26 protein-coding genes and 1 tRNA gene are annotated in these 24,855 nt (G+C 70.2%); 13 read left to right on the forward strand and 14 right to left on the reverse strand.

Features of this window, described 5'->3' with window-relative positions:
- Nucleotides 1-25: 25 nt before the first annotated feature.
- Nucleotides 26-865, reverse strand: a complete 840-nt coding sequence (locus tag ACWD0F_RS22070; protein WP_449878224.1) for an SDR family oxidoreductase — start codon at nt 863-865, stop codon at nt 26-28.
- A 151-nt stretch (nt 866-1,016) separates the two neighbouring features.
- On the opposite strand from ACWD0F_RS22070, the gene ACWD0F_RS22075 reads away from it, so the two are divergent.
- The 3 genes from ACWD0F_RS22075 to ACWD0F_RS22085 all read left to right on the forward strand — a co-directional run bounded on the left by ACWD0F_RS22075 (nt 1,017) and on the right by ACWD0F_RS22085 (nt 3,026).
- Nucleotides 1,017-1,661, forward strand: coding sequence for a hypothetical protein (locus tag ACWD0F_RS22075; protein ID WP_449878226.1), 645 nt, complete (start codon nt 1,017-1,019; stop codon nt 1,659-1,661).
- Nucleotides 1,661-2,035: a type II toxin-antitoxin system PemK/MazF family toxin gene (locus ACWD0F_RS22080; protein WP_449878228.1), complete on the forward strand. Its 375-nt coding sequence runs from the start codon at nt 1,661-1,663 to the stop codon at nt 2,033-2,035. Before ACWD0F_RS22075 ends, ACWD0F_RS22080 begins: the two co-directional genes overlap by 1 nt.
- Before the next feature lie 91 nt (nt 2,036-2,126).
- Nucleotides 2,127-3,026, forward strand: coding sequence for an SMI1/KNR4 family protein (locus tag ACWD0F_RS22085; RefSeq protein ID WP_449878230.1), 900 nt, complete (start codon nt 2,127-2,129; stop codon nt 3,024-3,026).
- A 42-nt stretch (nt 3,027-3,068) separates the two neighbouring features.
- Here ACWD0F_RS22085 and ACWD0F_RS22090 read toward each other — a convergent pair whose 3' ends face one another.
- From ACWD0F_RS22090 to ACWD0F_RS22110, 5 genes are all read right to left on the reverse strand, one after another.
- Nucleotides 3,069-4,124 carry a ParA family protein gene (locus ACWD0F_RS22090; RefSeq protein ID WP_449878231.1) on the reverse strand — a complete coding sequence of 352 codons (1,056 nt, stop codon included), beginning with the start codon at nt 4,122-4,124 and terminating at the stop codon, nt 3,069-3,071.
- Complete coding sequence (locus ACWD0F_RS22095) at nt 4,121-5,095, reverse strand: ATP-binding protein (RefSeq protein ID WP_449878233.1); 975 nt, start codon at nt 5,093-5,095, stop codon at nt 4,121-4,123. The genes ACWD0F_RS22090 and ACWD0F_RS22095 overlap by 4 nt, the downstream gene beginning before the upstream one ends.
- Nucleotides 5,089-5,298, reverse strand: coding sequence for an AlbA family DNA-binding domain-containing protein (locus ACWD0F_RS22100; protein WP_449878235.1), 210 nt, complete (start codon nt 5,296-5,298; stop codon nt 5,089-5,091). Before ACWD0F_RS22100 ends, ACWD0F_RS22095 begins: the two co-directional genes overlap by 7 nt.
- A gap of 90 nt (nt 5,299-5,388) precedes the next feature.
- The gene (locus ACWD0F_RS22105) at nt 5,389-5,565 is read right to left on the reverse strand and encodes a hypothetical protein (protein ID WP_449878237.1); all 177 of its coding nucleotides are present in this window, start codon (nt 5,563-5,565) and stop codon (nt 5,389-5,391) included.
- A gap of 13 nt (nt 5,566-5,578) precedes the next feature.
- Nucleotides 5,579-5,770 carry a hypothetical protein gene (locus tag ACWD0F_RS22110; protein WP_449878239.1) on the reverse strand — a complete coding sequence of 64 codons (192 nt, stop codon included), beginning with the start codon at nt 5,768-5,770 and terminating at the stop codon, nt 5,579-5,581.
- 485 nt (nt 5,771-6,255) lie between these two features.
- On the opposite strand from ACWD0F_RS22110, the gene ACWD0F_RS22115 reads away from it, so the two are divergent.
- A complete protein-coding gene (locus tag ACWD0F_RS22115; protein ID WP_449878240.1) occupies nt 6,256-6,936 on the forward strand; it encodes a hypothetical protein in 681 nt (226 codons plus the stop codon).
- A gap of 12 nt (nt 6,937-6,948) precedes the next feature.
- On the opposite strand, the gene ACWD0F_RS22120 is transcribed toward ACWD0F_RS22115, so the two are convergent.
- On the reverse strand, nt 6,949-7,599 hold the full coding sequence (locus ACWD0F_RS22120) for a hypothetical protein (RefSeq protein WP_449878242.1): 651 nt from the start codon (nt 7,597-7,599) through the stop codon (nt 6,949-6,951).
- A gap of 76 nt (nt 7,600-7,675) precedes the next feature.
- Between ACWD0F_RS22120 and ACWD0F_RS22125 the strand changes: the two genes are divergently transcribed.
- The 3 genes from ACWD0F_RS22125 to ACWD0F_RS22135 all read left to right on the forward strand — a co-directional run bounded on the left by ACWD0F_RS22125 (nt 7,676) and on the right by ACWD0F_RS22135 (nt 10,444).
- Complete coding sequence (locus tag ACWD0F_RS22125; protein WP_449878243.1) at nt 7,676-8,134, forward strand: GNAT family N-acetyltransferase; 459 nt, start codon at nt 7,676-7,678, stop codon at nt 8,132-8,134.
- A gap of 22 nt (nt 8,135-8,156) precedes the next feature.
- A complete protein-coding gene (locus tag ACWD0F_RS22130) occupies nt 8,157-9,416 on the forward strand; it encodes a hypothetical protein (RefSeq protein WP_449878245.1) in 1,260 nt (419 codons plus the stop codon).
- 284 nt (nt 9,417-9,700) lie between these two features.
- Nucleotides 9,701-10,444 (forward strand): hypothetical protein, encoded by a 744-nt coding sequence (locus ACWD0F_RS22135; protein ID WP_449878247.1) that lies wholly within the window; start codon nt 9,701-9,703, stop codon nt 10,442-10,444.
- Here the strand turns inward: ACWD0F_RS22135 and ACWD0F_RS22140 are convergent.
- Nucleotides 10,441-12,813 (reverse strand): DUF4132 domain-containing protein, encoded by a 2,373-nt coding sequence (locus ACWD0F_RS22140; RefSeq protein ID WP_449878249.1) that lies wholly within the window; start codon nt 12,811-12,813, stop codon nt 10,441-10,443. The two genes, ACWD0F_RS22135 and ACWD0F_RS22140, sit on opposite strands and share 4 nt — an antisense overlap.
- 28 nt (nt 12,814-12,841) lie before the next feature.
- Nucleotides 12,842-13,240 carry a hypothetical protein gene (locus tag ACWD0F_RS22145; protein ID WP_449878251.1) on the reverse strand — a complete coding sequence of 133 codons (399 nt, stop codon included), beginning with the start codon at nt 13,238-13,240 and terminating at the stop codon, nt 12,842-12,844.
- Nucleotides 13,241-13,361: 121 nt separating this feature from the next.
- On the opposite strand from ACWD0F_RS22145, the gene ACWD0F_RS22150 reads away from it, so the two are divergent.
- Complete coding sequence (locus tag ACWD0F_RS22150; RefSeq protein WP_449878253.1) at nt 13,362-14,267, forward strand: S41 family peptidase; 906 nt, start codon at nt 13,362-13,364, stop codon at nt 14,265-14,267.
- Between the two features lie 157 nt (nt 14,268-14,424).
- On the opposite strand, the gene ACWD0F_RS22155 is transcribed toward ACWD0F_RS22150, so the two are convergent.
- Nucleotides 14,425-14,501, reverse strand: a tRNA-Lys gene (locus ACWD0F_RS22155).
- 102 nt (nt 14,502-14,603) lie between these two features.
- Here ACWD0F_RS22155 and ACWD0F_RS22160 point away from each other — a divergent pair.
- Both ACWD0F_RS22160 and ACWD0F_RS22165 read left to right on the forward strand, forming a co-directional pair.
- Nucleotides 14,604-15,443 carry an AAA family ATPase gene (locus ACWD0F_RS22160; RefSeq protein ID WP_449878255.1) on the forward strand — a complete coding sequence of 280 codons (840 nt, stop codon included), beginning with the start codon at nt 14,604-14,606 and terminating at the stop codon, nt 15,441-15,443.
- A complete protein-coding gene (locus ACWD0F_RS22165; RefSeq protein WP_449878256.1) occupies nt 15,436-16,800 on the forward strand; it encodes a vWA domain-containing protein in 1,365 nt (454 codons plus the stop codon). Before ACWD0F_RS22160 ends, ACWD0F_RS22165 begins: the two co-directional genes overlap by 8 nt.
- A gap of 4 nt (nt 16,801-16,804) precedes the next feature.
- Here ACWD0F_RS22165 and ACWD0F_RS22170 read toward each other — a convergent pair whose 3' ends face one another.
- A complete protein-coding gene (locus ACWD0F_RS22170) occupies nt 16,805-17,575 on the reverse strand; it encodes a nuclease-related domain-containing protein (protein ID WP_449878258.1) in 771 nt (256 codons plus the stop codon).
- A gap of 164 nt (nt 17,576-17,739) precedes the next feature.
- On the opposite strand from ACWD0F_RS22170, the gene ACWD0F_RS22175 reads away from it, so the two are divergent.
- On the forward strand, nt 17,740-18,348 hold the full coding sequence (locus ACWD0F_RS22175; protein WP_449878260.1) for a TetR/AcrR family transcriptional regulator: 609 nt from the start codon (nt 17,740-17,742) through the stop codon (nt 18,346-18,348).
- Here ACWD0F_RS22175 and ACWD0F_RS22180 read toward each other — a convergent pair.
- The 3 genes from ACWD0F_RS22180 to ACWD0F_RS22190 are packed head-to-tail and all read right to left on the reverse strand — an operon-like array spanning nt 18,319 to nt 21,757.
- Nucleotides 18,319-19,398: an acyl-CoA dehydrogenase family protein gene (locus ACWD0F_RS22180; RefSeq protein ID WP_449878262.1), complete on the reverse strand. Its 1,080-nt coding sequence runs from the start codon at nt 19,396-19,398 to the stop codon at nt 18,319-18,321. The two genes, ACWD0F_RS22175 and ACWD0F_RS22180, sit on opposite strands and share 30 nt — an antisense overlap.
- Nucleotides 19,395-20,558: an acyl-CoA dehydrogenase family protein gene (locus ACWD0F_RS22185; protein ID WP_449878264.1), complete on the reverse strand. Its 1,164-nt coding sequence runs from the start codon at nt 20,556-20,558 to the stop codon at nt 19,395-19,397. Before ACWD0F_RS22185 ends, ACWD0F_RS22180 begins: the two co-directional genes overlap by 4 nt.
- The gene (locus tag ACWD0F_RS22190; protein ID WP_449878266.1) at nt 20,555-21,757 is read right to left on the reverse strand and encodes an acyl-CoA dehydrogenase family protein; all 1,203 of its coding nucleotides are present in this window, start codon (nt 21,755-21,757) and stop codon (nt 20,555-20,557) included. The genes ACWD0F_RS22185 and ACWD0F_RS22190 overlap by 4 nt, the downstream gene beginning before the upstream one ends.
- A gap of 107 nt (nt 21,758-21,864) precedes the next feature.
- Here ACWD0F_RS22190 and ACWD0F_RS22195 point away from each other — a divergent pair, with 107 nt between their 5' ends.
- Both ACWD0F_RS22195 and ACWD0F_RS22200 read left to right on the forward strand, forming a co-directional pair.
- Nucleotides 21,865-22,440 carry a GNAT family N-acetyltransferase gene (locus tag ACWD0F_RS22195; protein WP_449878268.1) on the forward strand — a complete coding sequence of 192 codons (576 nt, stop codon included), beginning with the start codon at nt 21,865-21,867 and terminating at the stop codon, nt 22,438-22,440.
- 24 nt (nt 22,441-22,464) lie between these two features.
- The gene (locus tag ACWD0F_RS22200; protein WP_449878270.1) at nt 22,465-24,852 is read left to right on the forward strand and encodes an nSTAND1 domain-containing NTPase; all 2,388 of its coding nucleotides are present in this window, start codon (nt 22,465-22,467) and stop codon (nt 24,850-24,852) included.
- Nucleotides 24,853-24,855 lie beyond the last annotated feature (3 nt).

Below are 24,855 nucleotides of genomic sequence, written 5' to 3' on the forward strand. Positions count from 1 at the left end.
TCATTGACCGGGAGCGTAGTGGCGGTCAAGGGGTGCGTCTGGCCAGTTCCCCGAACGTCGTCGCCGGTCTGCCGGTGAGAGCGGGCACCGCATCGCTGACTCCTTCGAGCTCACCCGCGGCGATGGCCAGATAGGTGGACACCCAGGCATCGACCTGCCAGCCGGGCGCGTCGTAGCGCCGGCGCGACTCATAGGCCTCTTCGACGCTCTCATCGTGGTAGGTGACGCTCCGCCCGGTCGTCGCGCTCAACGTGGCGGCGACCTCCTCCAGCGTCAGCGCCTGCGGGCCGGTGAGGTCGTACGTCGCCCCTTCGTGCGCTCCCGGGTCCAGCAGCACCGTGGCCGCCGCCGCGGCGATGTCGTCCTGGGCCACGGCCGCGACCCGCCCCTGCCCCGCCGGACCCCTGATCACGCCGTCGTCGTCTGCCATGCCGGGCAGGAAGTCGGCGTACAGGTTGTCGCGCAGGAAGGTGAAGGGCAGGCCGCTGCCGCGGATGTGCTGCTCGGTGGCCCAGTGGTCGCGCGCCAGTGTGAACGTGGCGTCGGGGGCGGCGCCGTAGAAGGAGATGTAGACGAGGTGCGTCACGCGGGCATCGCGGGCGGCTTCGACGAAGGTCCGGTGCCGGTCAAGGCGGTCGGCGCTCTCCGACGCGGACACGAACAGCACGGTCGAGGCACCGTCCAGCGCCTGGCGCACCGCGGCCGGGTCACCGTAGTCGGCGCTGACGGCACCGGCGCCGGGGAGGGGGGCGACACGGTCCGCGTGCCGGGAGACCAGCCGCTGCTCGGCTCCGGCTTGGGAGAGCAGCGCGGCGATCCGCCCACCGAGCCGGCCACTGGCACCTGTGGTGACGATGAAGCCCATGACGCCACCTTAGGTGCCCTGATCGCCGGACACACGAAGGCAACAGAGGGTAGCGTTTCAGATAACAGAGAGCTATTATAGAATGTGTATTCGAAAAAATGGGGAGAGGGGATGAGCGGCGATGAGGAGCTCCGTGCCTACACTGGAAGACGTGTCGGACGCTGTGTCCCTTCGCGGTCCCGCGGGTGTCATCGCCTACCTTTTGGCGACCGCTCGGGCCAGCGGCATGCGAGTCAACCGCACCAAGCTCACCAAGCTCCTCTATCTGGCCGATCTCCGTGCCGTCGAGCAAGGCTTGCCTCCCGGCTCCGGAGTGGAGTGGCGTTGGCGCCATTACGGCCCGCACAGCCATCGTCTCGGCGAGGTCGAGCGTGACCTCCGTGAAGCCGGCGTCCTTCTCGTCGAGGAGGGCGCCGATCCCTTCGCCGGCTACCGCGAGTGCGTCATCCACCTGGTGGACGCTCCACACATGGTCATCGACGCCGCATTCGCCAGGATCGTCGACGGCGTCCTGGCGGACTATGGGAGATGGTCGGCAGGCCAACTACGTGACCTCACCTACCAGACGGCTCCGATGCAGGCCGCGATCAAACAACGCCAACGTGAAGTACGCCTTGACCTCGCCGGTGGTCCCCCGCTACCCGACCTAGGCTCCGGTTTGACCCGCTTGCGTTACTGGGCTGCGCGCAACCCCTTGCCCGATGACGAGCCTGGTGGCATCGACGATCTCATCGAAGAGAGCCGGCAACTCGGCGAACACCGTGCGGAGGCGACCCGCCGCCTCTTGGAGGAGTAGTGCCGGGCCCCTACATTTCCGGCGGTGTCTATCTCGTCAGCGACAAGACGCTCCGTCTCATCCCCGAAGAGGAACGCGTGGTCCACGACGAGCGCCGTCCCGTGGTCGTGGTCACCAGTGCGGCATCCAACGGCGATCCCGGCTGGCCGTTTGTCCTAGCTTGTCCCATCTCCGGCTCCACCTCGCGGCGCACTCGATTCGACGTGCAGTTGGCCAAGGGCCAAGGTGGCGTGGTCAAAAAATGCTGGATCCGCATCCCGGCGATACAACCTCTCACGAAGTCCGCTCTGGAGGATCGCACCGGCACACTGGACGAGGATCTGCTGACTCAAGTCCAAGGCCGCCCGGCCCAATATCTCGGTCTGCTGAGCTGAGCTCGGGTCCTCGACCGATGGGGCGACTGTGCCCACCACTGCCCTTGAGCCAATGATCGTTTTGTCGGGCGGGTGCCGTAAGGTGCCGCTCATGATCGGCTTACCTGCGTGGCGTACGGTCCGGCTGGGGCTCGCGTCCGTTCTGCTGGCGGGCGCGCTGGTCGCCAGTGGTCCGGTCGCCGAGCGCAGATTCTGCGGCTTCGTGGGCAACGTGATCTCGTGCGGAGACCCCGAAGTGGACGCGGCCATGAGGACCAGGGCTTTCACGCCCGCCGAGGCCCGCGCCGTCGGTTGTTCACCCGTCTACTTCGGCGAAGGGCCCGACGAGCCGATGGCCACGCTCGACGGGCCGATGCCCCGTTACCCGGAGCGCACGCCCGACCCGGCCGTGGCGGCGCGGGTCGGCCGGGCGTGGGAGCGGATCGAAGGCTGGCTCGGCACACACGCCCCGGCCACCCTGCGCAAGCTGAGCCCCGGCGCGGAGCCGCAGCTCCTGGCCCGGCGGGAGGCCACCGGCGGCGTGCGACTACCCGATGAACTGTACGCCTCCTACCTCCGCCACAACGGAGCCGAAGGCAACCTGGGCGACAACTTTCAGCTCCCCGGCTCGTACGGCCTCCTGGGGGTCTCCGACATCGGCTACATCAACGCGAGCAACTGCCAGACCCTGGTCATGCGCGGCGACCCGAAGCTGGCGAACGACGAGACCGGCCACTGGCACGGCAGCCTGCTCCCGATCGGCACCACCGCAAGCGGCCAGAACCTCTTCGTCAACCTGCGCACCGGGCGCGTGGGCGAGGCCGAGTCCGGCCGGCCGCTGCGTTACGACGGCCCGATGGGCTGGCCGTCCCACGCCGCGATGCTCGAAGGGGTGGCCACCGCGCTGGAGCTCGGTGGCGGGCTGCGGAGCTGGTTCCCGACGGTGACCTCCGGCTGCGAGCTGCGCTGGGCGAACGAGCCCGCCGCCCCGCCCACGGGCTGCGTCACTTGAGGTCCGCGAGCACGCGACGAACACTGCGGTGGGCCCGAACCGTCAGCCGTAGAATCGGCGTCCCCCGTCATCTACGGTCGGCGTCTCGCGTATCTGGTCCAGGCGTTCGAGGACATTTTCAGCAAGGTGCTTGAATTCGGTGCGGCACTTGTGCACATAGGCTTGCGTGCTGCCCAGCGCACCGTCGGCCGCTTTCAGATCGAACATCGGCTTCCTGGCGTCATGCGCGAGCGGCATCAGGCTCTGGTAATTGCGCATGGTGGCGATCTCATGAGAGCGGCCGTGCGATGCGGAGACGTTGGCGATCACCGCGTCCGCGAAAACCTTGGGGATCCGCTCCAACCACCGGTGGTACGCCTTGACCGGCCGATCCAGCCGCATGGTCGGCTGCATGATCACATAACCCAGGGGACGCATCGACCCGGAAGGAGCCGAAATGCTCGCCGGCACCTTGGGCAGCACCGTCTCTTGCCACGTCGTTCGCCAATGGCGCAGGGTCGGCCCCAGATTGCGCAGGCCACGCAGCGAGAAGAGGTCGGCGGCCAGCGGCATCACGACCGTGTCTGCCGCCAGCAGCGCCGCCCGGTTGATCGCCCCCAGGTTGGGTCCGACGTCGATGAGCACGATGTCCGCCTCCACCTGCCGTGCGGCATCCTCGATCACCCGGTGGAAGGCCGTCGTCGTGCGCAGGGCTGCTTGGTCTCCGGTGAAGCAGAGCGGCCAGGCGGCGGAGAGCCGGTCCTCGAACGCGCTGAGCTCGAGGTCACCTGGAACGAGCCAGAGACCCGGGAGGATTTTGGTGGGTTCGAAGAGTTGGACGTCACCCAGCCCTTCCATGATGGGCCGGACGGACGCCGCCACCGTGCCGTTCTCTTCGCTCACCCGCCCGAAGAGCGGATACAGCTCCGGCGTCTCCGGCTCGGCCCAGAGCGTCACCAACTCGTCCTCTTCCAAGAACGCCGCGGTGAGATTGGCCTGCGGATCGAGATCCACGGCCAGCACCGCGTGCCCGAGGCGCTGCATCATGTGCGCCAGATGATAGGTGAGTGTGGTCTTTCCGACGCCGCCCTTGTTGTTGAAGAGCGCGATCGAGATCATTTAGCTTTCCTCAATGTCACTGACCACGATGTTTCGTCAACTCGAAATTCCGCCGGCGGGTTTCCATTGCGACCAAGCTCCATCTGAATCCGGGTGATGCCCCGGCCGAAGCGATTGACGTAACCGAGGGACTTCATCGCCGCGGCCACGGATGGATTCCGATAGTCGTTCACCCGGTCGAAGTTGTCGGCCCGGACCTGCCCGTACGGACCGCCCGGATTGGACACCTCCACACGGTCGGAGAACCACAAGACGCGGATGGGCGCGTTCGACGTCTCATAGTTGCGGTGCATCACAGAGTTCATGCAGACCTCTCGCAACCCGGCCAGTGGATAGTCAGGCTGATGGCGCTCCCTGAAACCCGTTTCCTCGACGACCCTGGTGTGGAGATGCCCCTTGAGCAGCACTTCGAGACGCTCAGCGAGGTCGACCACATTGTGGCGCAACTCCTGCTCGTCAATGATCGCGGCACCGACGTCCACATCGTCGTACCTGACGAACTGAAGGTAGGCGCCGGGGACGAAAGCACTGGGGTCATAGCCGAGAACCAGCAGGCCGAGCACGGTCGGCGTGCCCGTCTGGTCGGTCATGCGCAGGCTGTTGAGCTGCTGTGGCTCCGGTCTCCCGTTCTCCTCGATCACTTCGGGCGCGACCACCGACGGCAGGTAGGTGGAGCGGAAGAGCGTCAGATCGAGGTCTTCCACCGTGCTTCCTGGAACAGCCCGGCCGTCGAGAGGGCCATCAAGAGCCCTGCGGCGTTCGGCGAGCACGCGCTCGTCATCGCGGTTGGCCTTACGCGTCGTGGGCCCCGGCCGCACCCAGACGACCCCGTCATAGCGGACCGGCGGCGTCGCCGACGCCTTGACCCGGATGCGGATCACCGTCTCGCCCTTGAAAACCGCCCGCTCCACCGTCAGGCACGGCCGGTCGAGAATTTGCCCGCTGTCGCGGAAGTCGGCCAGCTTCAGCAAGTCCTTGTCGCCTGCCCTGACATGCGGAACCGGTTGCCCTTGTCGTCGACCCCGATGAGAATGTCCCCGCCGCCCCGTCCGCACAGGTCATTGGCGAAGGCGCAGATGGTCTGCCCGATGCGGCTGGGGTTGGCAGCGGACTGCTTGAACTCCAGGACCATGCTCTCCTGGTCGCCCAGCAGGGTGGCGAGGTCGATCGTCATGCCGCTCATTCTCCCACCCGGCACCGACAAACCGTGTGGCAGAGACGAGTTCGGTGGCCATTTCCCGGCACGGCCCGACCGGCGAGTCTCCTACGGGTCGCGCCGGTTCAGCAGTTTGGGCAGGCTCGCCAGCGTCGCCCCGCCCGCGCCGCCGCCGCTGAGCAGAGCGCTCGGCCAATCCGCGCCGGCGGCCAGGACGAGTGCGCAGGTGATCGCGGCGATCGTGATCGCCAGAGTGAGCGTGAGCAACTGGTGGGTGGTGAACATGGGTCCTCTTTCGTCACGTGTGGTCGTCGGCCCAGAAGTCGATGAGCTCTTCGGGGGTGAGGTCGTCGGGGCGTACGGCGGGCGGCGGGCGTCCCGTCGCGAGCACCCAGGTCGTCAAGAGCGTGACCAGCAGGCGCTCGTCCGCCGGGCAGTGGGCGTCGGCGCAGTACACGATGCTTGACGGGCGAGCCGTGAGTAACGGCATGGGGCAGTGGCCTCCGGGAGCGGCAGCGATGAATGCGGCCAACCCTGCAGTCTGCGAAAGGCCGTCGGCCAGTGGTTCCGGCGTGTTCGGACGGAGCCGTACAAGACCGAAGTGAAATGTCAGGAGGCAAACCTCCGCGATCTTCCGACCTCGTCCGGATTCATGCGGAATCATCCGGCTGTAGCGCCGCCAATAGCGACATAAGACCAGCTAGCTGCCCGAACCGGCACCCGCCTCTACTCTTGTGGCAGATGGGATGGCGATCAGGTGCAGGGGCCACAGCGACCGGATGAGATGGAATCTTCCAAGTGTCCTGGCTTACCGGACTATTTCTGGAAATATGGCGATGACCAGCTAGTTGACCTTCCAACTCCCCCAGGACGATGACTGAAACTCTCAGGGCCGGATCCCATTCCGCCTTCATAGCCGCGCTCATAGAGCTGCGCGAATCCGCTGGCCAGCCCAGCTATTCCACGATGCAACGGTTGTCACGCGCGCCGGACATCCCCAAGGAACTGCCGGGGAGCACGGTCAGCGACATCCTCAACGGCAAGCGGGAACGCCTGCCCGACTGGAGCCTGGTCGTCTCCTTCGTGATGGTCTGCCGGCTCCACGCCCAGCAGCACGGCCTGCCCACGGACGCCCTCGGCACGGTGGAGCAGTGGCAGGCCCGCTGGCGCGCCGCCAGGAACGACCAGACCCGGCCCGCGGCCACCGGGTCGTACGACCTCTACCGCACACCCGCCGACGAGGCCGAGCGGCGCACCACCAGGACCATCGCGCGCCTGGTCCGCCTGGCGGCCGACGGTGACGCCGAGTCCGCCTACCGTCTGACGATCATCCACTTGCTGACCGGCGCATCGGCGGAAGCCCGCTACTGGATCCACGCCGCCGTCCAGAAACATCACCCGGAGGCCCAAGCCCTGTCGGGCACCCAGCGCCCCATCGAGTTCGCGGCGAACGTGTCCTTCGCCTACGGCCAGGCCTACGAGCAGGAGGGCCCGGCCAAGCTCGACATCGCCAGGTTTTACTATCGGCTCGCCGCCGACCACGGCCACCCGCACGCCACCGAACGTCTCCGCGCCCTGCGCACCCTCCCGTTCGGCAAGCTGCTCCTCTCACCGGCCCACCCGCCGGCGAATCGCCAAGGCGACGCCGTTCTCTGACGACCGTTCGGCTCAGGAGGCGAGCTGCTGGTGCAGGTACGCGCGGAACTCCCGCACCTGGACGGTGCCCTCGTACGGCCGCAACCGCCTGTCGAACTGCCGGATGCTCTCGACGAGGCGTGCGGAGGCCAGGTCAGCGGCCACCGGAACCGCTGACCGCACGCTGTGGAGGGCCTGCTCCAGCTCTCGTCCGCCCAGGTAGGCGTCGGCGGCGGCGAGGCGGTTGAGCTGGGCGGATCTGGGACGTGACACGGCGAACTCCCGGACCGCGTGCTCGGCGTTCGCGGCCCCTCGGTCGTACGCACCCAGCAGGTTGCAGGTCGTGCCGATCTCCGCACCCAGCTCGGGCTCATCGTAGTTCTCGATCCAATGCGGATCACGATCGGTCCTGCCGTGCGCGTACGCCTGCTCCGCCTCCCCGATCAGCCGCTCGATCCGCGTGGCGGTGTGCGGGTCGGGGGTCTTCGCCGGGCCCGCCCGCAGAGCCGTGGTCCAGGCCTCTCTGACCAGCATGAGCGCCATGACCCGAGGGGACGCCTCGCCCTTGCGCGCGCTTTCGACGCCGAGCACGGACGCGGCCTCGTGATCGTCGCCACGGTCGCCGATCAGGTCGGCTACGAAGGCGACGACGCGGTGGGCCACCGAGTCTGGGCGAGAATCCACACCCGTCCCAGCCTTTGGTGAGGGGCGGGATCAATCCGGATGCGGCCCATGGGCTCGGCCTCATAGCCTCGGCCTCATGAGCGACCATGCCTTCGTCCCCGACGACTTCGCCGTCCCCCCGTCCCTGGTCACCCCGCGGTTCCGTCTGGAACCCCTGGGACCCCAGCACAACGCCGCCGACCACGCCGCCTGGACCAGCAGCATCGAGCACGTCCGCGCCACCCCGGGCTTCCCTGACGGAAAATGGCCTCCCGTGGGCGGCATGACCCTGGAGGCGAACCTCGCCGACCTGCGGCGCCACGCGAACGACTTCGCTCAGCGCCGCGGATTCACCTACACCGTCCTGGAGCCGCCGGCCGACGAGGTGATCGGATGCGTCTACATCTATCCCTCCCACAGCGACGGCCACGACGCCGACGTGTCCTCCTGGGTCCGGGCCGACCGAGCCGAGCTGGACGTGCCCCTGTATGAAGCCGTGACAGCCTGGCTGTCCACGCATTGGCCCCTCGGGACGCTCAACTATCACCCGCGCTGACGGCGCATGGCACTACATGCTCATGCCGCCGTCCACCGCCACCGTGCTCCGGGTGGCGACCAGGGTGCAGTGCCTGCTGGAGGGCCGTACGACATTGGCGGGACGCCCACAGGACCTCACCCGGCCCCCGATCGAGTCCGCCTATTTCGGACTCGCCACCCCGGCTGAGGGTCTTCCCTATGCTGCGCGGGTGCCCACAGAAGCCGCCGGCCGGCTCGCCGAAGCGGAATCGCTGCTCTCCCGCCATCACGCCGCACCGGTCACCATCACCGAGTGGCAGCACCTGACGCCCTGGGCCGTCGCCCGAGCACGTTTGCAAGGCCATCCCGACCGGGTGATCGTCAAATGGATGCGCCCCCACCCCGGCCCCGGATATCCCACGTCATGGCGCCACCGCACCGAGTCGGCCGCCCTCCGTTTCCTCTCCGACGACCTCGCCCTGAGCCTGGCCCCACGCGTCATCGCCGCCGACCCGTCGGCCGAGCTCCTGGTCCTGGAGGACCTTGCTCCCCGCACTGCGCTCGACCGCTTGTTACGCGCTCAAGGCGCGCCCGCGCACATGGACCGCCTGGCGGCCTTCGCCCGTGTACGCGGCGAGCTCAACGCCGTCACCGCAGGCCGGGCCGCGCTCTACCACGCCCGCCGGGCGGCCCTCGGACCCGATCATCCCGTCGTCTCACCTATGGACGAGGCCCGCGCGCAGGCCGCCGTCCTGGGCGCGCCCATCACCGGCCGAGCCGAGACCGAGCTGACCGCCGCCCTGGACGAACTGGCCGCGCCGGGCCCGTTCCTGGCCCTCAGCAACGGCGACCCGGAAGCGAACAACGTCCTCGTGCACGAATGCGGCGCTCCGGACCCCCGCCTCATCGACTTCGAGTTCGCCGGCTACACGCACGCCCTCAACGACGCCGTCTGCCTGCACGTCCCCGGCCCCGCCTGGTTGTCGGTCGACCCGTCGATCGCCGATCACTACCGCCGTGCGCTGGCCGCCGGCGTACCCGAGGCCGAGGACGACCGGCGGTACGGCTTCGGGCTGGCAGCGGCCTGCGTCCGCTTCGCCCTTCTCCGCCTCGGCCGGCTCCCCGCTCTCGACGCCCGCGTACCGGGCGACGACAGCCGCCCGCAACTCATCGCCGCCCTGGAAGCCACCGCCCGCACCGCCGAGTCCCACCACGCGCTGCCCCACCTCACCGGCTGGGCCCGCCGGGCAGCCGACACCCTCCGCCGCCGCTGGCCCGACGCCGACCGGACGACCGCCCCGCCCTACACGCCCCGCCACTGACGTAACGCCGCAGAGCCTGCTATGCCGCGCTCGCCTCGAACGAGAGCGACCCAAGATCATGCCCGGACGTGAGACGGACGTCGGCATCGAGCGCGAAAGCCAGGCGGCGTAGGGGGGCCTTTCAAAAGGCTCCGTCGCAGGACTATAGATACATCGCTGCAGGGTCCGCAGACCGTCGGAGCAAAAGCTTCCGAGCGGGGTTGTCCGGATGTGGACAGCGGTGTCAACCCAACGGCGACGCGCGACGTCCCTCATATGCCTCATCCGTAGCAAAGGGGGCCTCTGTGCGCGTCCGTTTGATGGTCTTAGCCGCCTCCGTGCTCCTCCTGCCCCAGCCCGCACACGCCGCCGCCGACGTCGTGCCCTACGAGTGCACCACCGCGGCCGGCGAGACGCAGAACATCAAGGTCACCATCGAGCTGACCGTCCCCACCGACGCCATCGTGGGCGTGGAGATGGCCATCGGCTGGCAAGGCTCGTACGTCACGGGCTCCGAACTCAAGGCACCCGCCACCGGCCTGGACGGCGAAATCAACCTGTACGCCTACGCCGGCATCAGCGGCTACCCCGGCCTGACCTCCGCCACCGGAGTGGCCCCGGTCGGCACCATCACCCCGGGTGGCCCCATCCCGCTCCCGGCCACGCCGGTCCAGCTCAAGACCAAGGCGAACAGTGAGGACCAGGGCACCGTGCACGCGGCCGCCATCAACTTCGGCCCCACCCCTCAGCAACCCCTGATCGAGTGCGAGATCTCGGACGGGGCAGCCCTCACCGAGCACCCCCTCACCGTCCCTGGAACAGGCGGCCCAGCCGACCCGGACCCGGCCGACCCGGACCCGGCCGCCTCGGAAAGCCCCGACCCGGAGCCGACCCCGACCATCACCCAGACCCCCGAGGGCGGTGTGCAGACCGGAGGCGGCGGGGAAGCCGGCCCCGACGGGCGGATGGTGATGCTGACGGGCTCCATGCTGATCCTCGTCTCGACCACCGGCCTGGCCCTGCACCGCCGCCGGCGCCCGCCCCACTAACTGACGAGCTGACGGGTGATGCTGGGATCGGTGATCGCCGTGTCATCCGCCAGCAGGAACGCCTTGGACAGGATGATCGACAACATCCCGCCGTCCTCCTCGAACGGCAGGAACACCGACTGCGCGGCGCGCTTGCCGCCCGGGACGATGCACAGGTAGGCGTCGTTCGGCTCCATCAGGATGTTCCCCGACCCCAAATGGATCTTGTACGTGCGCAGTTCCCCGCGCACCCGCAGGAACCGATCCGTCAGCTCCGCCCGGTCGGCGATCTTCAGCCGGGGCAGCAGCCTGACCAGCGCGTCCCGCCGCATCTGCGCCGTCTCCAGGAGCTCCCCGAACCCGTACGACTGCCAGTAGTCCTCATGACCGCCGGCCGCCTGCTGGTCGAGCCCCATCGAGGCGACCCCCACGGCCAGGTCGCAGTCGCGCAGCACCTCCGACAACACCATCGGCGGCACCTCGGTCATCAGCGCCGCTCCGGTGGGCCCGGAGAAGCGGATCGTGCCGGAGGTGCAGGAGGAGGCCGCGCCCCACCCGTCGTCGTGCGGATCGCCGGCGATGTGCATCCCCCAGCGGGCCTGCCAGCCGTTCAGCTCCTTGACGGCCTCCCCCTGGTCGGCGCCGCCTGCGTAGTCCCAGTGGCCGATCGACAGGTCTGTCCAGCCGCGCTGGCTCAGCAGCGCCTTGGCCTGGCCATAACGCAGCACGTGGCCGGCGAAGCGGCCCGAGTAGGCGCCGGTGCCCTCCTCTGCCGGGGTGAGCAGGTAGACCTCGCGGAAAGCCTGTTTGTACGGCTGGCGCACCCCCCGCTCCAGCAGGTGATCGCGCCAGGCCCGCACGTCGCCGGCCGTCTCGCGGATCGGGTGCCAGAGCTGGACGGGCGTGTCGGGGTAGGGCTGGATGCGGCGGCCGAGCGGGTCGGTGAGCTCCCAGCCGGTCTCGGTCCTGACCGGCAGCCCGGCCGGGCCTTGCAGGATCTGCCAGATCAGGTTGCGCGCGTACAGGCCGGTGACCGGATGGTCCAGGAAGAACTCGACGACGTGCCGCCAGCGCCACAACCGGTCCTCGATCAGCGCCCGCTCCAGCCGGAACCGCTCGGCCGGCAGCGCCTGCCTCAGCTCCTTCAGCGTGGCCTTGAGCTCGGCCACCGCCGGCTCCTTGCGGACGGCCTGCGGCGCCGCCCGCAGGACGCGCCCGGCGGGGTTGACGAAGGTCAGCGCCGGGCCCTCGGCGCGCAGACACACCGTGTAGTCGCCGGCCCGCTCCGTCCGCGCCCCGTCCTGGCCCAGCCCGAACGTCGGCACCGTACGGTCCAGCAGTTGCTCGGGGCTCAGCCCCGCCTGCGCGGCCACGGTGTCCAGGGTGTCCGCCACCTTGGCCAGCACGGACTTCCGGCGTACCTTGACCTGGATCCTGGCCAGCACGGCCACGATGTCGAGACCGCCTCGGCGGGCCAGCGCGCTGACGGCGGCGGTGGCGATCTTCTCGCTGCGGCAGTTGGCCCCCGTGCCGCCCATCCCGACGCCGCAGGTCACCGCGACATCGCCGAGCAGCCCGTGCACCCAGGGCCGGTCGATGACCCCGCAGGTCCACACCATGGCGCGCACCGGCAGGACGGTCTGCTCGTCGAGGAAGACCGTGCTCTCCCACTCGTGGCCGGCGCTCAGGCGGCGCTCGGCCGTCTCCCGGTGCGCCGCCACCCGGGTGAGGATCTCGCGGACCAGCTCGATCGCGTCGTCCGTCAGCAGCTTCTGGGTGCGTTCCAGCCACTTCTCACTGGGTTTCGTGGCTTTCGACGCCATCCAGTGCTTCAGCAGCGGCAGGACGGCGGGAGCGGCCAGGCGCGGGCCATACTCCTCGGCCATGACGCGGGCGATGGGATCGAAGTCCCCGGCCAGCATGCGCACGAGGCCGGCCGGACCGTTCTCCGGCGGCTCGGTGAGCACCTCTGTCAGCCGCTCGTGCAGTGCTTCCCACACCGGCCGGTGCCACTTGCGATACCAGCCCAGCGAGGACTTCAGGACGCGGCGCCGTCCGGGGTAGTCGATCGCCTCGATGGCGGCCAGCGGGATCCGATAGAGCTCCGCGTAGTTGGTGTGCAGCGAGACCATCAGCGTGTTGGCGGCCCACCAGAGGAAACTCGCGTCCTCGACGGTCCACGGGAGGTCCTCGCGGGCCACGTCACGCACGGCCGCCAGCAGTTCGGGGTCATGGTCGTGCCCGCCCCTGGCGCCGAGGTTGAGCCGTAGCTGCGTCCAGCGCGCGTGCGTCCGCCGCTCGGTGACGTCCGCGCCGGGCCGGTGACCCTGGTCGAGGCGGGCGAACAACTCCCGCTCGGACTGATCCAGCACGCCGCTATAGCTGTTCACGCGAAAAAAGTCGTCGACGACCCCCACGTCAGCCTCCGACCAGCGGCACGAGCTTGACGAACGACACGACGGGGTCGACGGTCAGATCGATCATCTCCGACAGGTCGCTGATCTGCCGCTCCCCCACCAGCAGCAGGAACCCGTTGTGCTGGAAGGCCCGCTCGGCGACGTCGGCCTGCCGCTCCCAGTCGATCCGCCGGACCCTGCCCCCGCCCATCCGGTAACCGTTCAGCTCCACCTCGGCCGCCACCGGGCGCACCAGGCCGTTGAACCGGGCCGCCGGGTCGGCGTTGTGGCGGGCCACCTCCTCGCGGACGCGCAGGCGGACGAGCTCGCGCGCCGAGATGCGCTCGGGCAGGTCGGGCAGGGAGAACTCGGCTAAGTGCCGGCCGGTCGCGCTCTCGTCCCTGAAGGTCACCGTGACCATCTCATGGCTCCATCGTCGTCGTCGGAGATCATCGTGATGAGCCATGAATACCAACCGCCGCCGACAGAACCTCCAGACGCGCCTTTGACGTTGTCGTCAGGGCGGTGCTCTACTCCCTGCCATGACGACTCTGACGAATCTTCGGCCTGCCCCTGTCATCGACGAGACGGCCCGGCTGCTGACCGAGCACTACGTCTTCCCTGAGATAGCCGAGCAGCTCGCCGGCCTGCTCCAACGACGCCTCGCCGAGGGCGCCTATGACGTCGGCGGTGCCGAGGAGCTCGCCCGTCTGGTCACCACGGACCTGCAGTCCGTCAACAACGACAAACACCTGAGACTGAAGCACCACGCCGACCCGGTCTCCCCCGAGCAGGGCGCGGCCACCCTGGAATCCATCCGCCGGGACTTCGACAGCTCGCTGGGCGGTGCGCCCCGGGTGGAGTTGCTCGACGGAGGGGTCGCCGTGGTGGAGCTGGCGCCGATGCTGTTCCCGCTGGAGTGGGCCGCCGAACCGCTGAGCGCCGCGCTCACCCTGGCCTCCCGCGCCCGAGCGCTGATCGTGGACCTTCGCCACAACCGGGGCGGCGACCCGGACACCGTCGCCTTCGTCTGCAGTTACCTCCTGAACGAGCGCACCCACCTCAACACCATGTACTGGCGCGATGGCGAGCGCAGCGAGCAGTCCTGGAGCCTGCCGCACGTTCCCGGCGCGCGTTTCGGCGGCAGCAAACCGTTGTACGTGTTGTCCAGCGACGACACCTTCTCCGCCGCTGAGGAACTGGCCTACGACCTGCAGCAGCTCGGGCGCGCCGTGGTCGTCGGCGAGCCCACCCGCGGCGGCGCGCACCCGTGCAAGGGCTGGACCGTGCACCCCCACCTGGAAGCCACCGTCCCCACCGGCCGCGCCATCAACCCCGTCTCCGGCGCGAACTGGGAGGGCGCCGGTGTGCGGCCGGACGTCCCTTGCGCCGCCGCCGAGTCCCTCGGCCAGGCGCACGCACTGGCCCTCGCCCAACTGGCAGGCTGACGCAGCCCGGTTCATCGGCAGCGTGGCACCGAACGTCGTTCGTGATCAACGCGATCGGACATTCGAGCGAACACCGGGCGGAAACCGGCACGAATCAGGACACCGGAAACCCGACCAGCGCACCCCTTGTGATCAAGGGATGCGCTGATCGGGTGTGTGGTGCGCCGCCAGGGACTCGAACCCCGGACCCGCTGATTAAGAGTCAGCTGCTCTAACCAACTGAGCTAGCGGCGCGCTGCACGTAGGAATATACCGGCGATCCGCATGTTGGTCGAATCGGTATCAACCGGGCTCAAGCCGCTAGAATAAAGTTCGGCCTTGTAGACAGGAGCATCGATGTTCGACTCGCCCGCCGACGTGACGGAACGGCTCGCCGCCGTGGACTACCTCTCCGACGACGCCATCTCCACCTCCGTGTTCCTGGCCGGCGCGCTGGGCAAGCCCCTCTTGGTCGAAGGTCCCGCAGGGGTCGGCAAGACACAGCTCGCCAAGGCGGTGGCCCAGACCACCGGCGCCGAGCTGATCAGGTTGCAGTGCTACGAAGGGCTCGACGAGGCACGCGCCCTGTACGAATGGAACTACAAGAAGCAGCTGCTCCGGATCCAGGCCACCAGCGACGACGACGACATCTTCACCGAGGAGTTCCTGCTGGAGCGGCCGCTGCTCAAGGCGATCAGGTCGGCGACCCCGACCGTGCTGCTCATCGACGAGACCGACAAGGCCGACGTCGAGGTCGAGGGGCTGCTGCTGGAGCTGCTGTCCGACTTCCAGGTGACGATCCCCGAGCTGGGCACCGTCGTCGCGACCCGCAAGCCGTACGTCGTGCTGACCTCCAACGCCACCCGCGAGTTGTCGGAGGCGCTCAAGCGGCGCTGCCTCTACCTGCACATCGAGTACCCCACCCCCGAACGCGAGCGCGACATCGTGCTCGCCCAGGTGCCGAGCATCCGCGCCGACCTGGCCGAGCAGCTCGCGCGGACCGTGGCCACGCTCCGCGCCATGGAGCTGAAGAAGGCGCCGTCCGTGGCCGAGACCGTCGACTGGGCCAACACGCTGCTCGCCCTCGGGCGCACGGAGCTGGACGAGGCGACGGTGGCGGGGACGCTCGGCGTGGTGCTCAAGCACGCCTCCGACCACACGCGGGCGATCAAGGAGCTGGGGCTGCCGGATGCCTGACCTGATCGACCGGCATGTCGGCTTCGTGCACGCGCTGCGCGAGGCCGGGATACCGGTGTCGGTGGCCGAAGGGCTGGACGCCGCGCAGTCGCTGCGGGTGATCGAGCTGACCGACCGGGAGTCGCTGCGCGCCGCCTACGCGGCGACGCTGGTGAAGAAGCCCGCCTACCGGCCGGGGTTCGACGTGCTGTTCGATCTGTGGTTCCCCGCCTCGACGACCGGGCTGCACGCCGGCCGCACCGGCCAGGCGCTGGATCCGGCCCAGGCCACCGTCCCCGAGTTGCGCGCCTACCTGGCCGGGCTGCTCACCGACGGCGCCGACCAGGAGCTGCGCGAGTTCGCCCAGGCCATGGTCGAACGCTTCGGCCGGCAACAGGCCGGCCCCGGCCGCCAGAACTGGTTCTCCTACAGCGTCATGCGGGCACTGTCCCCCGAGACCCTGATGGCCGGCATCCTGCGCAACGTGCTGCAGGGCCACGAGCGCGGCGGCCTGGCCGAGCGGAACGCGCGCCGCCGCGTCAGCGACGGCGTCAAGCGCTTCGAGGACGCCGTGGCCACCGACGTGCGCCGCCGCATCGCCGAGGACTCCGGGATCGAGCGCATCGCCCGCTCGGCCGTACGCCCGCCGCTCGACCAGGTCGACTTCCTGCGCGTCACGAAGGCCGATCTGGCCAGGCTGCGCAGGGAGGTTCATCCGCTGGCCAGACGCCTGGCCGCCCGGCTGACGATCAAGCACAGGAAGGGCAGGAAAGGCAGGCTCGACTTCCGCCGGACGATGCGGGCCTCGCTGCAGAGCGGCGGCGTGCCGCTGACGACTCATTTCAAGCCGCCCCGGCCGCACAAGCCGGAGCTGGTCATCCTCTGCGACACCAGCGACTCGGTCTCGTCGTTCGCCCACTTCACGCTGCTGCTCACGTACGCGCTGCGCGAGCAGTTCACCAAGGTGCGCGCGTTCGGTTTCGTGGACACGATCGACGAGATCACCAAGTTCTTCGTGCCGGGCGCCGACGTGGTCGAGGCCATGACCAGGCTCGCGAACGAGGCCGACATGGTGCGTTTCGGCCGTACGAACTACGGCCACTCGCTGGAGCGCTTCGCCGAGCGCTACGGCGACGCCATCGGCCCGAAGACCTCGCTGCTCATCCTCGGCGACGCCCGCTCCAACTACCAGCCGCCCGCCCTCGACGTGCTCAAGTCGCTGGCCGCCAAGTCCCGCCACGCCTACTGGCTCAACCCTGAGCCGAAGCCGCAGTGGGACACCGGAGACTCGGTGGCAAGCGACTACGGGACCGTGGTCCCGATGTTCGAGTGCCGCAACGTCGTCCAGCTGACGGCGTTCATCGAGACACTGGCCTGAGCCGTCAGACGCGCTGCAGCTCCCTGGCGGCGGTCCGGGTCAGCAGCTCGATCTGCTCGTCGTTGTACACCGCGCCCTCGGCCGCCTTGACGACCTTGGCGGCCAGCCGCGGCTTGAGCAGCATGAGCCCTTCGGCGACCACGATGCCGGTCTTGGGGAGAATGCCGCAGTGCACGGCCAGCATGGGCGTGATCGTCACCGGGATGCGGGTCTCACGGGTCAGCATCTCGGCGAACGCCTCAGCGGCCTCGACCAGCGGCTTGGCGGTCTTGCTGCCGTATTTCTCGCCGAAGAACAACCGCCCGGCGTAGCAGGCGATCTCGGTGTCGGGGCTCCAGGACTCGTTGTCGATGATCCACACCCCGGCCGGGCCGATCACCAGATGGTCGATGGAGGCCTGGCCGCGGATGGCGCGGCCGTCGAGGACGCGGTAGCCCTGCCGGCTCAGCGACCTGCGCAACATCTTGCCGGTGATCGTCTCACCGTGCCGCGCCCCGCGCCAGACCGCGGTCGCGTGGAAGGCCCGCCAGTCGAGGTACCAGTCTCCGCCGGCCACGAGCCCGGCGAGCAGGAGACCGAAGAGGGGAGAGGCGCCCGTGAGGTCGAACCTCAGCGCGAGGGCGACCCCGATCACGAACCCCACGCCCGCCTTGACATATCTGGCACGGCGCCGGTTCTCGGCGTCCTCCCGCCAGAACTTCTCGTACCACCACTGCGGGGACGACCCTGTGTACTTCTCGTTGGGCTGCACGTAGATAGAGCCACCACCGGGCACGGCAAACTCCCCGAAGAGTCGTTGTGATTACAGGATCTGCCACGCCGAAGATCCCTCGCCAGTCAAGAGATACCCTCTCTCAACCAAGGCGAGCCTAAGGTGACGGAATTAGTACCCGCAAGACCAGCAAATGAGTTCAACCGACCAGTCGGTATGCTAAGGCGGTGACCAAGGGGGACCATGTGAAGGAAGAACCGGTCAGACAGCGGCTGCTGGCCGAGGCGACCAGGCTGTTCGCCGAGCGCGGGTTCGAGGGCACCTCGGTGCAGGAGATCGTCGCGGCGGCGGGCGTCACCAAGGGCGCCATGTATCACTATTTCGACTCCAAAGACGATCTGCTGCACGAGATCTACGCCCGGGTGCTGCGCATGCAGATGGACCGCCTGACGCAGATCGCCGACGGCGACGGCACGCTCAGGCAGCGCCTGCACCGGGCCGCGGCCGACGTCGTGGAGACGACGACCGCGAACCTCGACGACTCCAAGATCTTCTTCAGGTCGAACCACCTGCTCGCCCCCGAGACGCAGAAGAGCGTGCGCGCCGAGCGCCGCCGCTACCACGAGCGCTTCCGCGCGCTCGTGGCCGACGGGCAACGCCAGGGCCTCTTCAGCGACCACGTCCCCGCGGAGCTGGTCGTCGACTACTTCTTCGGCTCGGTGCACCACCTGGGCACGTGGTTCCACGCGGACGGGCCGCTGACCGGCGCCCAGGTGGGCAGGCACTTCGCCGACCTGCTGCTGGCCTCACTCGGGGCCGGGGACACCGGCCAGTGAGCCCAGCGCCGCACGGTGGTCGCCCGGCGTGCCCAGGGCGATCTCCGTGGCTTTGGCGCGCTTGAGATACAGATGGATGGGGTGCTCCCACGTCATCCCGATGCCGCCGTGCAACTGCAGCGCCTCCTCGGCCACCCGGACGGCCACCCCGGCGTTCCACGACTGGGCCACGGCCACGGAGATCGGCGACGGGTCGTCGGCCGCGCCCCGGGCGGCGGCCCTGGCCCGCACCACGTCCAGCCACAGGTCGGCCAGCCGGTGCTTGATCGCCTGGAAGGAGCCGATGGGCCGGGCGAACTGGTGGCGCTCCCTGACGTAGGCGAGCGTCGTGTCGAGGCACCACTCGGCCACCCCGAGCTGCTCGGAGGCCAGCAGTCCCGCCGACGACCGCAACACCTCGGCCACGTCGCACGCGCCGACCGGCCGGGCCTCGGCCCCGGAGAAGGTGATGGTGGCGACCGGCCTGGTCAGGTCGAGCGAGGGCACGACCTCGACGGAGGCGCCCTCGACCGCGTACAGGGTGCCGTCCACCGGCGCCAGCAGCACGTCGGCCACGTCCGCGCCCGCCACACCCGTGACCGACCCCGACAACCGGCCGCCTTCGACGCGCACTGAGGCGCCCCGCGACGGCTGGTAGGCGGAGGCCGCGAACGACACGGCCAGCGCCGCCGCCTTCCGCCCCTCGGCCAGTTCCCCGAGCAGCGCGTCGCCGGTGGGCAGCAGCGCCAGCGTGGCCATCACCGAGCTGGTGAAGAACGGCACCGGCGCCACCGCCCGCCCCAGCTCCTCCAGCACGACCGCCGCCTCCCTGGCCGAGGCCCCGGCGCCGCCGTGCTCCTCGGGCACCAGCAGCCCGGCCACCCCGATCTCACCGGCCAGCGTCTTCCACAGGTCCAGGTCGTATACGGAGTTCGCGGAGTCGAGGAGCTCGCGACGATGCGGCTCGGACTCGATCCGCTTGAGCACCGCGGCCGGGGGACACCGGTCGGCGAGCAGCCCGCGCACCGCCGAGCGCAGCTCCTCCTCGACCTCCGAGTACAGCAGGGTCATCGCGGCAGGTCCTTCCAGGGGACGTCCTTGTCGACGCGGGGCTCTGAGGGCAGGCCGAGCACCCGCTCGGAGATGATGTTGCGCAGGATCTCGGAGGTGCCGCCCTCGATCGAGTTGCCCTTGGCGCGCAGGTAGCGGTAGCCGGGGCCGCGGCCGTAGAAGTCGACGTTCTCGGAACGGCGGAAGCTCCAGTCGTCGTAGCCGAGATCGCGCCGGAACTCGACGTCGAACCCGGACAGCGCCTGGTTCAGCTTGGCGAACGACAACTTCATCCCCGACCCCTCGGGCCCCGGCTGCCCGGCGACGAGCTGCTCGCGCAGCCGCGCCCCCGACAGGCGGGTGACCTCGGCCTCCACCCAGAGCGACAACAACCGCTGGTGCAGCTCGTGGGTGCGCAGCTCCGGCTGCTCCCGCCAGGCGTCCAGCACAGCGGCGACCATGCCGCCCCCGCGCCGCACGGGGGCGCCGCCGATGGCGACGCGCTCGTTCATCAGCGTGGTCTGGGCGACCCGCCAGCCGTCGCCGATCTCGCCGAGCCGCAGGTCGTCGGAGAGCCGCACGCCGGTCAGGAAGACCTCGTTGAACTCGGCCTCACCGGTGATCTGCCGCAGCGGCCGCACCTCCACGCCGGGCGCCTGCATGTCGCACACGAAGTACGTCATGCCGCGGTGTTTCGGCACGTCGGGATCCGTACGGGTGACGAGGATGGCCCACCGCGAGTGGTGGGCGCCGGACGTCCACACCTTCTGGCCGTCCACGACCCACTCGTCGCCGTCCCGTACGGCCCTGGTCGCCAGCGTGGCCAGGTCGGACCCGGCGCCGGGCTCGCTGAAGAGCTGGCACCAGATCTCCTCCCCCGTCCACAGCGGGCGCAGGAAACGGCGCTTCTGCTCCTCGGTCCCGAACGCCAGGATCGTCGGCGCGGCCATCCCCAGGCCGATGCCCTGGACGCCGGAGTTGATCTGCGGCGTGCCGGCCAGCTCCCGCTCCACGACCTGCTGCAGCTCCCGCGACGCCCCCAGCCCGCCGAGCCCCTCCGGGAACCACACCCAGGCCAGCCCGGCGTCGAACCTGGCCCGCAGGAACTCGAGCCGATCCCTGCCCGGATCGTGCTCGCCGAGAAACGCCGCGACGCGCTCCTTGATCTCCGCCTCGTTCACGTCCACCTCTTCAACTCGCGATAGGCCAGCGACCGCTTGTGCACCTCGTCGGGACCGTCCGCCAGGCGCAGCGAGCGGGCACCCGCCCAGAGCGCGGCCAGCGGGAAGTCCTGCGAGACGCCGCCCGCGCCGTGCACCTGAATGGCCTTGTCGAGGATCCACTCGACGGTGATCGGCGTGGAGATCTTGATGGCCTGGATCTCGGTGTGGGCTCCCTGGTTGCCCACCGTGTCCATGAGCCAGGCCGTTTTGAGCACGAGCAGGCGGAGCTGCTCGATCTTGATGCGGGACTCGGCGATCCAGTCCTGGATCACGCCCTGCTGCGCGACCGGCTTGCCGAAGGCGGTCCTGGACAGCGCCCGCTTGCACATGAGCTCGACCGCGCGCTCGGCCATGCCGATGAGGCGCATGCAGTGGTGGATGCGGCCGGGGCCGAGCCTGGCCTGGGCGATGGCGAAGCCGCCGCCCTCCTCGCCGATCAGGTTCTCGGCCGGCACGCGGACGTCCTCGAAGACGACCTCGGCGTGGCCGCCGTGGTCGGCGTCGGTGTAGCCGAAGACGTGCATGCCGCGCTTGACGTGCATCCCCGGGGTGTCGCGGGGCACGAGGATCATGCTCTGCTGACGGTGTTTGGGGGCGTCGGGGTTCGTCTTGCCCATGACGATGAAGATCTTGCAGGCGGGGTTCATCGCGCCGGAGATGAACCACTTGCGGCCGTTGACGACGTACTCATTGCCGTCGCGGACGATCGAGGTGGCGATGTTGGTGGCGTCGGAGGAGGCCACGTCGGGCTCGGTCATCGCGAACGCGGAGCGGATCTCCCCGTCGAGCAGCGGCCGCAACCACTCCTTGCGCTGCCACTCGCTGCCGAACATGGCCAGCACTTCCATGTTGCCGGTGTCGGGCGCGGCGCAGTTGGTGGCCGTCGGGGCGAGGGCGGGACTGCGGCCCATGATCTCCGCCAGCGGCGCGTACTGGAGGTTCGTCAGCCCGGCGCCGTGCTCGCCGGGCAGGAACAGGTTCCACAGGCCGCGCTTCCTCGCCTCGTCCTTCAGGTCCTCAAGGAGCGGCGGCGGGCTCCAGCCGCCGGCCGCGGCCTGCTCCTCGAAGGCGGACTCGGCAGGGTAGACGCATTCGTCCATGAAGCGCAGCAGTCGCGAGCGCAGGTCCTCGGTGACGGTGTCGAAGGCGAAGTCCATGCCGTGAGCCTACCGACCGGCCGGTATGAGTGTCGACAGGTGGTTCCCCGCAAAAGCGGGCAGGTGGCCATCATCATCCGGTGTCCCGGCTTCCTACACTGGGCGCCATGACCGCGAAGCTGCCTGTCCCGGTGGTGCTGGAGAATGACGTCGTCCGGCTCGAACCGCTCTCCATGGATCACGTTCCCGACCTGTTCGCCGCCGGGGGTGCGGACGAGGACGTCTGGCGCTGGCTGCCCATCGGCCCGCCGCGGTCGGAGGAGGAGCTGGGCAAGGTGGCCCGGGGCCTGATCGACGACGACCAGCACGTCCCGTTCGCGGTGGTGCTCAAGGAGAGCGGCCGGGCGGTGGGCTGGACGACGTACGGCGACGTGCCCGGCTTCGAGCAGAGCGTCGAGATCGGCTGGACCTGGTACGGCCGCGCCGTCTGGCGCACGGCGGTGAACACGAGCTGCAAGCTGCTCCTCCTCGACCACGCCTTCGAGCTCGGCTTCAACCGCGTCCTGCTCAAGACCGACCACCTCAACCTCAGGTCCCAGAACGCGATCAAGCGCATCGGCGGCGTGCACGAGGGCACCCTGCGCCGCCACCGCAAGAGGACCGACGGCACCTGGCGCGACACCGCCTGTTTCGGCATCCTCGAAGAGGAGTGGCCGCAGCACCGGGCTCGGCTGAACCGATGACGGGAAGGCGGCGTCCCATCCCGCATGACTGATCGGCTGGGGGGCTACTGGCTCGGCGCGCGGCTCGACGGCGGTGGTCAGGTGACCGTCCGCGAGGCCTATGACGAGTCGGGCGTCCGCCATGCGCTGGGCGTGCCCTTCCTGCCCGACGCCGAGGCGCGGGCCAGGCTCGCCGCCGCGGCGGCGGCCGCGGGGCACGTCCGCTCGTTGTCGGTGGCCACGCTCACGGAGGCGTGCCTGGAGGGCGAACCCCCCTACCTGGTCAGCGAGTACATCTCGGGCCCGACCCTGCGCCAGGTCGTGGACCGGCACGGCCCCTACACCGGCGACGACCTCTACCGGCTGGCCGCCGCCACCGCCACCGCGCTGGCGGCCGTGCACGAGGCGGGCGCTGCGCACGGCTCGCTCACCCCGGAGAAGGTCGTCCTCGGGGCCGAGGGCCCGCGGCTGGTCGGGCTGGGGCTGGCCGGCGACGGCGACGGCCCGCCCGGCGACGTACGGGCCTGGGGGCGGCTGCTCGTCTACGCCGCCTACGGCCCCGACGACCGATTAGGCAACGGCGACCGGCTGGACCGCCCGTTACGCGGGCTCGTCGCCGCCGCCCTGGCCCCCGACCCCGACCGCCGCCCGAACGCCCGCCAGCTCCTGATGTCCCTGCTCGACGCCCCGCAGTCCCAGCAGGGCCGCCTGCTTCCCCCCGAGCCCGTCGACGACCCGCCGCTCGGCGCCCGCGCCGAGGCCGTCTACCGGGGGCTCGGCCCCGCCGAGCAGGAGCTGGTGCCGGACGTGTTCCTGCGGCTGGTGGGGCTCGACTCCGACGGGGCCGACACCGTGACCCCCGCCGCCGGGGACGAGCTGGTCGCGGGGCGCGACGCGGGCGAGACGGCCTCGATCGACCGGGTGCTGGCGGCGTACGAGCGGGCCGGGCTGATCACGGATCACGGGCCGTGGGCGATCGCGTACCCGGCCCTGCTACGTGCCTGGCCCCGGCTGCACGAGTGGCTGGACGGCGAGCGCGACGGGCTGGCGGTGCACCGGGAGCTGGCGCGGGCCGCGCGGCGATGGGAGGCGGGCGGGCGGCGGGAGACGGCGCTGCTGCGGGGCGAGCCGCTGGACAGGACCCTGGCGTGGGCGGCCGGCGGGCGGCGCCGGATGACGCTCAGCGGGGGCGAGCAGACGTTCCTGGACGAGGGGATCGCGCGGGGCCGCCGGCGGGCGCGCCGGCGGCGGGCGCTCATGGCGGGGCTGGTGGCGGTGGTCGTGCTGGTGGCGTCCTGGCAGACGTTGCGGCAGCGCGGCGACGCCGAGCGGCGCATCGAGCAGACGATGGGCCGGGTGGCGGCGGCGCGGGCGGAGGCGCTGCGGCTGACCGATCCGGTGACGGCGCGCAGGCTCAGCCTGGCCGCCTGGCGGCTGGCGCGGCTTCCCGAGACGCGGCGGGCGGTGACGGCGGTGGACGCGGCCGTGGCGGTGTTCGCCGATCCGCTGGCGGGGCCGCGCTCGATGCACGCGGTCAGCGAGGACGGGGCCAGGCTTGCGGCGCTGAACGAGGGCCTGCTGCGCGTGTACGACCTCGAATCGGGCCGGGAGATCGCCCGTACGGCGGGGCCCGAGCAGAGTGTGCGGGCGATGGCCTGGTCGCCGGGTGGCCGGACGCTGGCCCTCGTCGGGGTCGATCGTTCGTACCTGTGGGAGGTCGGCGCCGCGCACGTCGGCCCGCCCTTCGGCAGGGGGCTCGGCGCGCCGGGCGAGCAGTCGGCGTGGTTCAGCCCGGGCGGCGGGCTGCTGTTCGCGGCGGCCGGGCAGTCGGGCGAGCGGTGGGCATGGGACCTGCGGGCGCGGCGGGCGGTGTACGTGGGCGAGTACGCCGTCGTCGGCCCCGGCGACCGGGTGGCGCTGGTGTTCGCGGGCCGGGAGTCGGAGCTGCGGCGCGGCGGGCGGGCCGTCCCCGCGCCGTGGCTGGACCGGATGCCGTGGGAGTACACGACGTTCGCGCCCGACGGGCGGCGGGTGGCGATCGCCGAGGAGACCGGCATCCAGATCTACGGCCTCGACGGCGTCCCCGGCACGGACACCCGGCTGCGGCCCTCCCCCGGCAACCTGCGCTTCGGCGCGGACGGGCGGCTGCTGGCCGGCACCGACCGCGAGCACGTGCGGGTGTGGCGGGTCGGCGACGGAGCACTGCTGGCCGAGCGCCCGGTGGCGGCGACCGGCGCGGACCGCGCGGCCCGGGCCGTCTTCACCGCCGACGGACGGCGGTTGCGGGTGCTGACCGGGCGCGGCATCGTGCTCACCATCGACCTGACGGGCGGGCACGTGCCCCCGGACCGGATCTGCGCGACGTACGGCGGTCTCTCGCCCGGGGAGTGGGCCAGGCACCTGCCTGAGCTCCCTTACCGCGACACATGCTGAAAT

The sequence above is a fragment of the Nonomuraea sp. NPDC002799 genome (assembly GCF_053592075.1).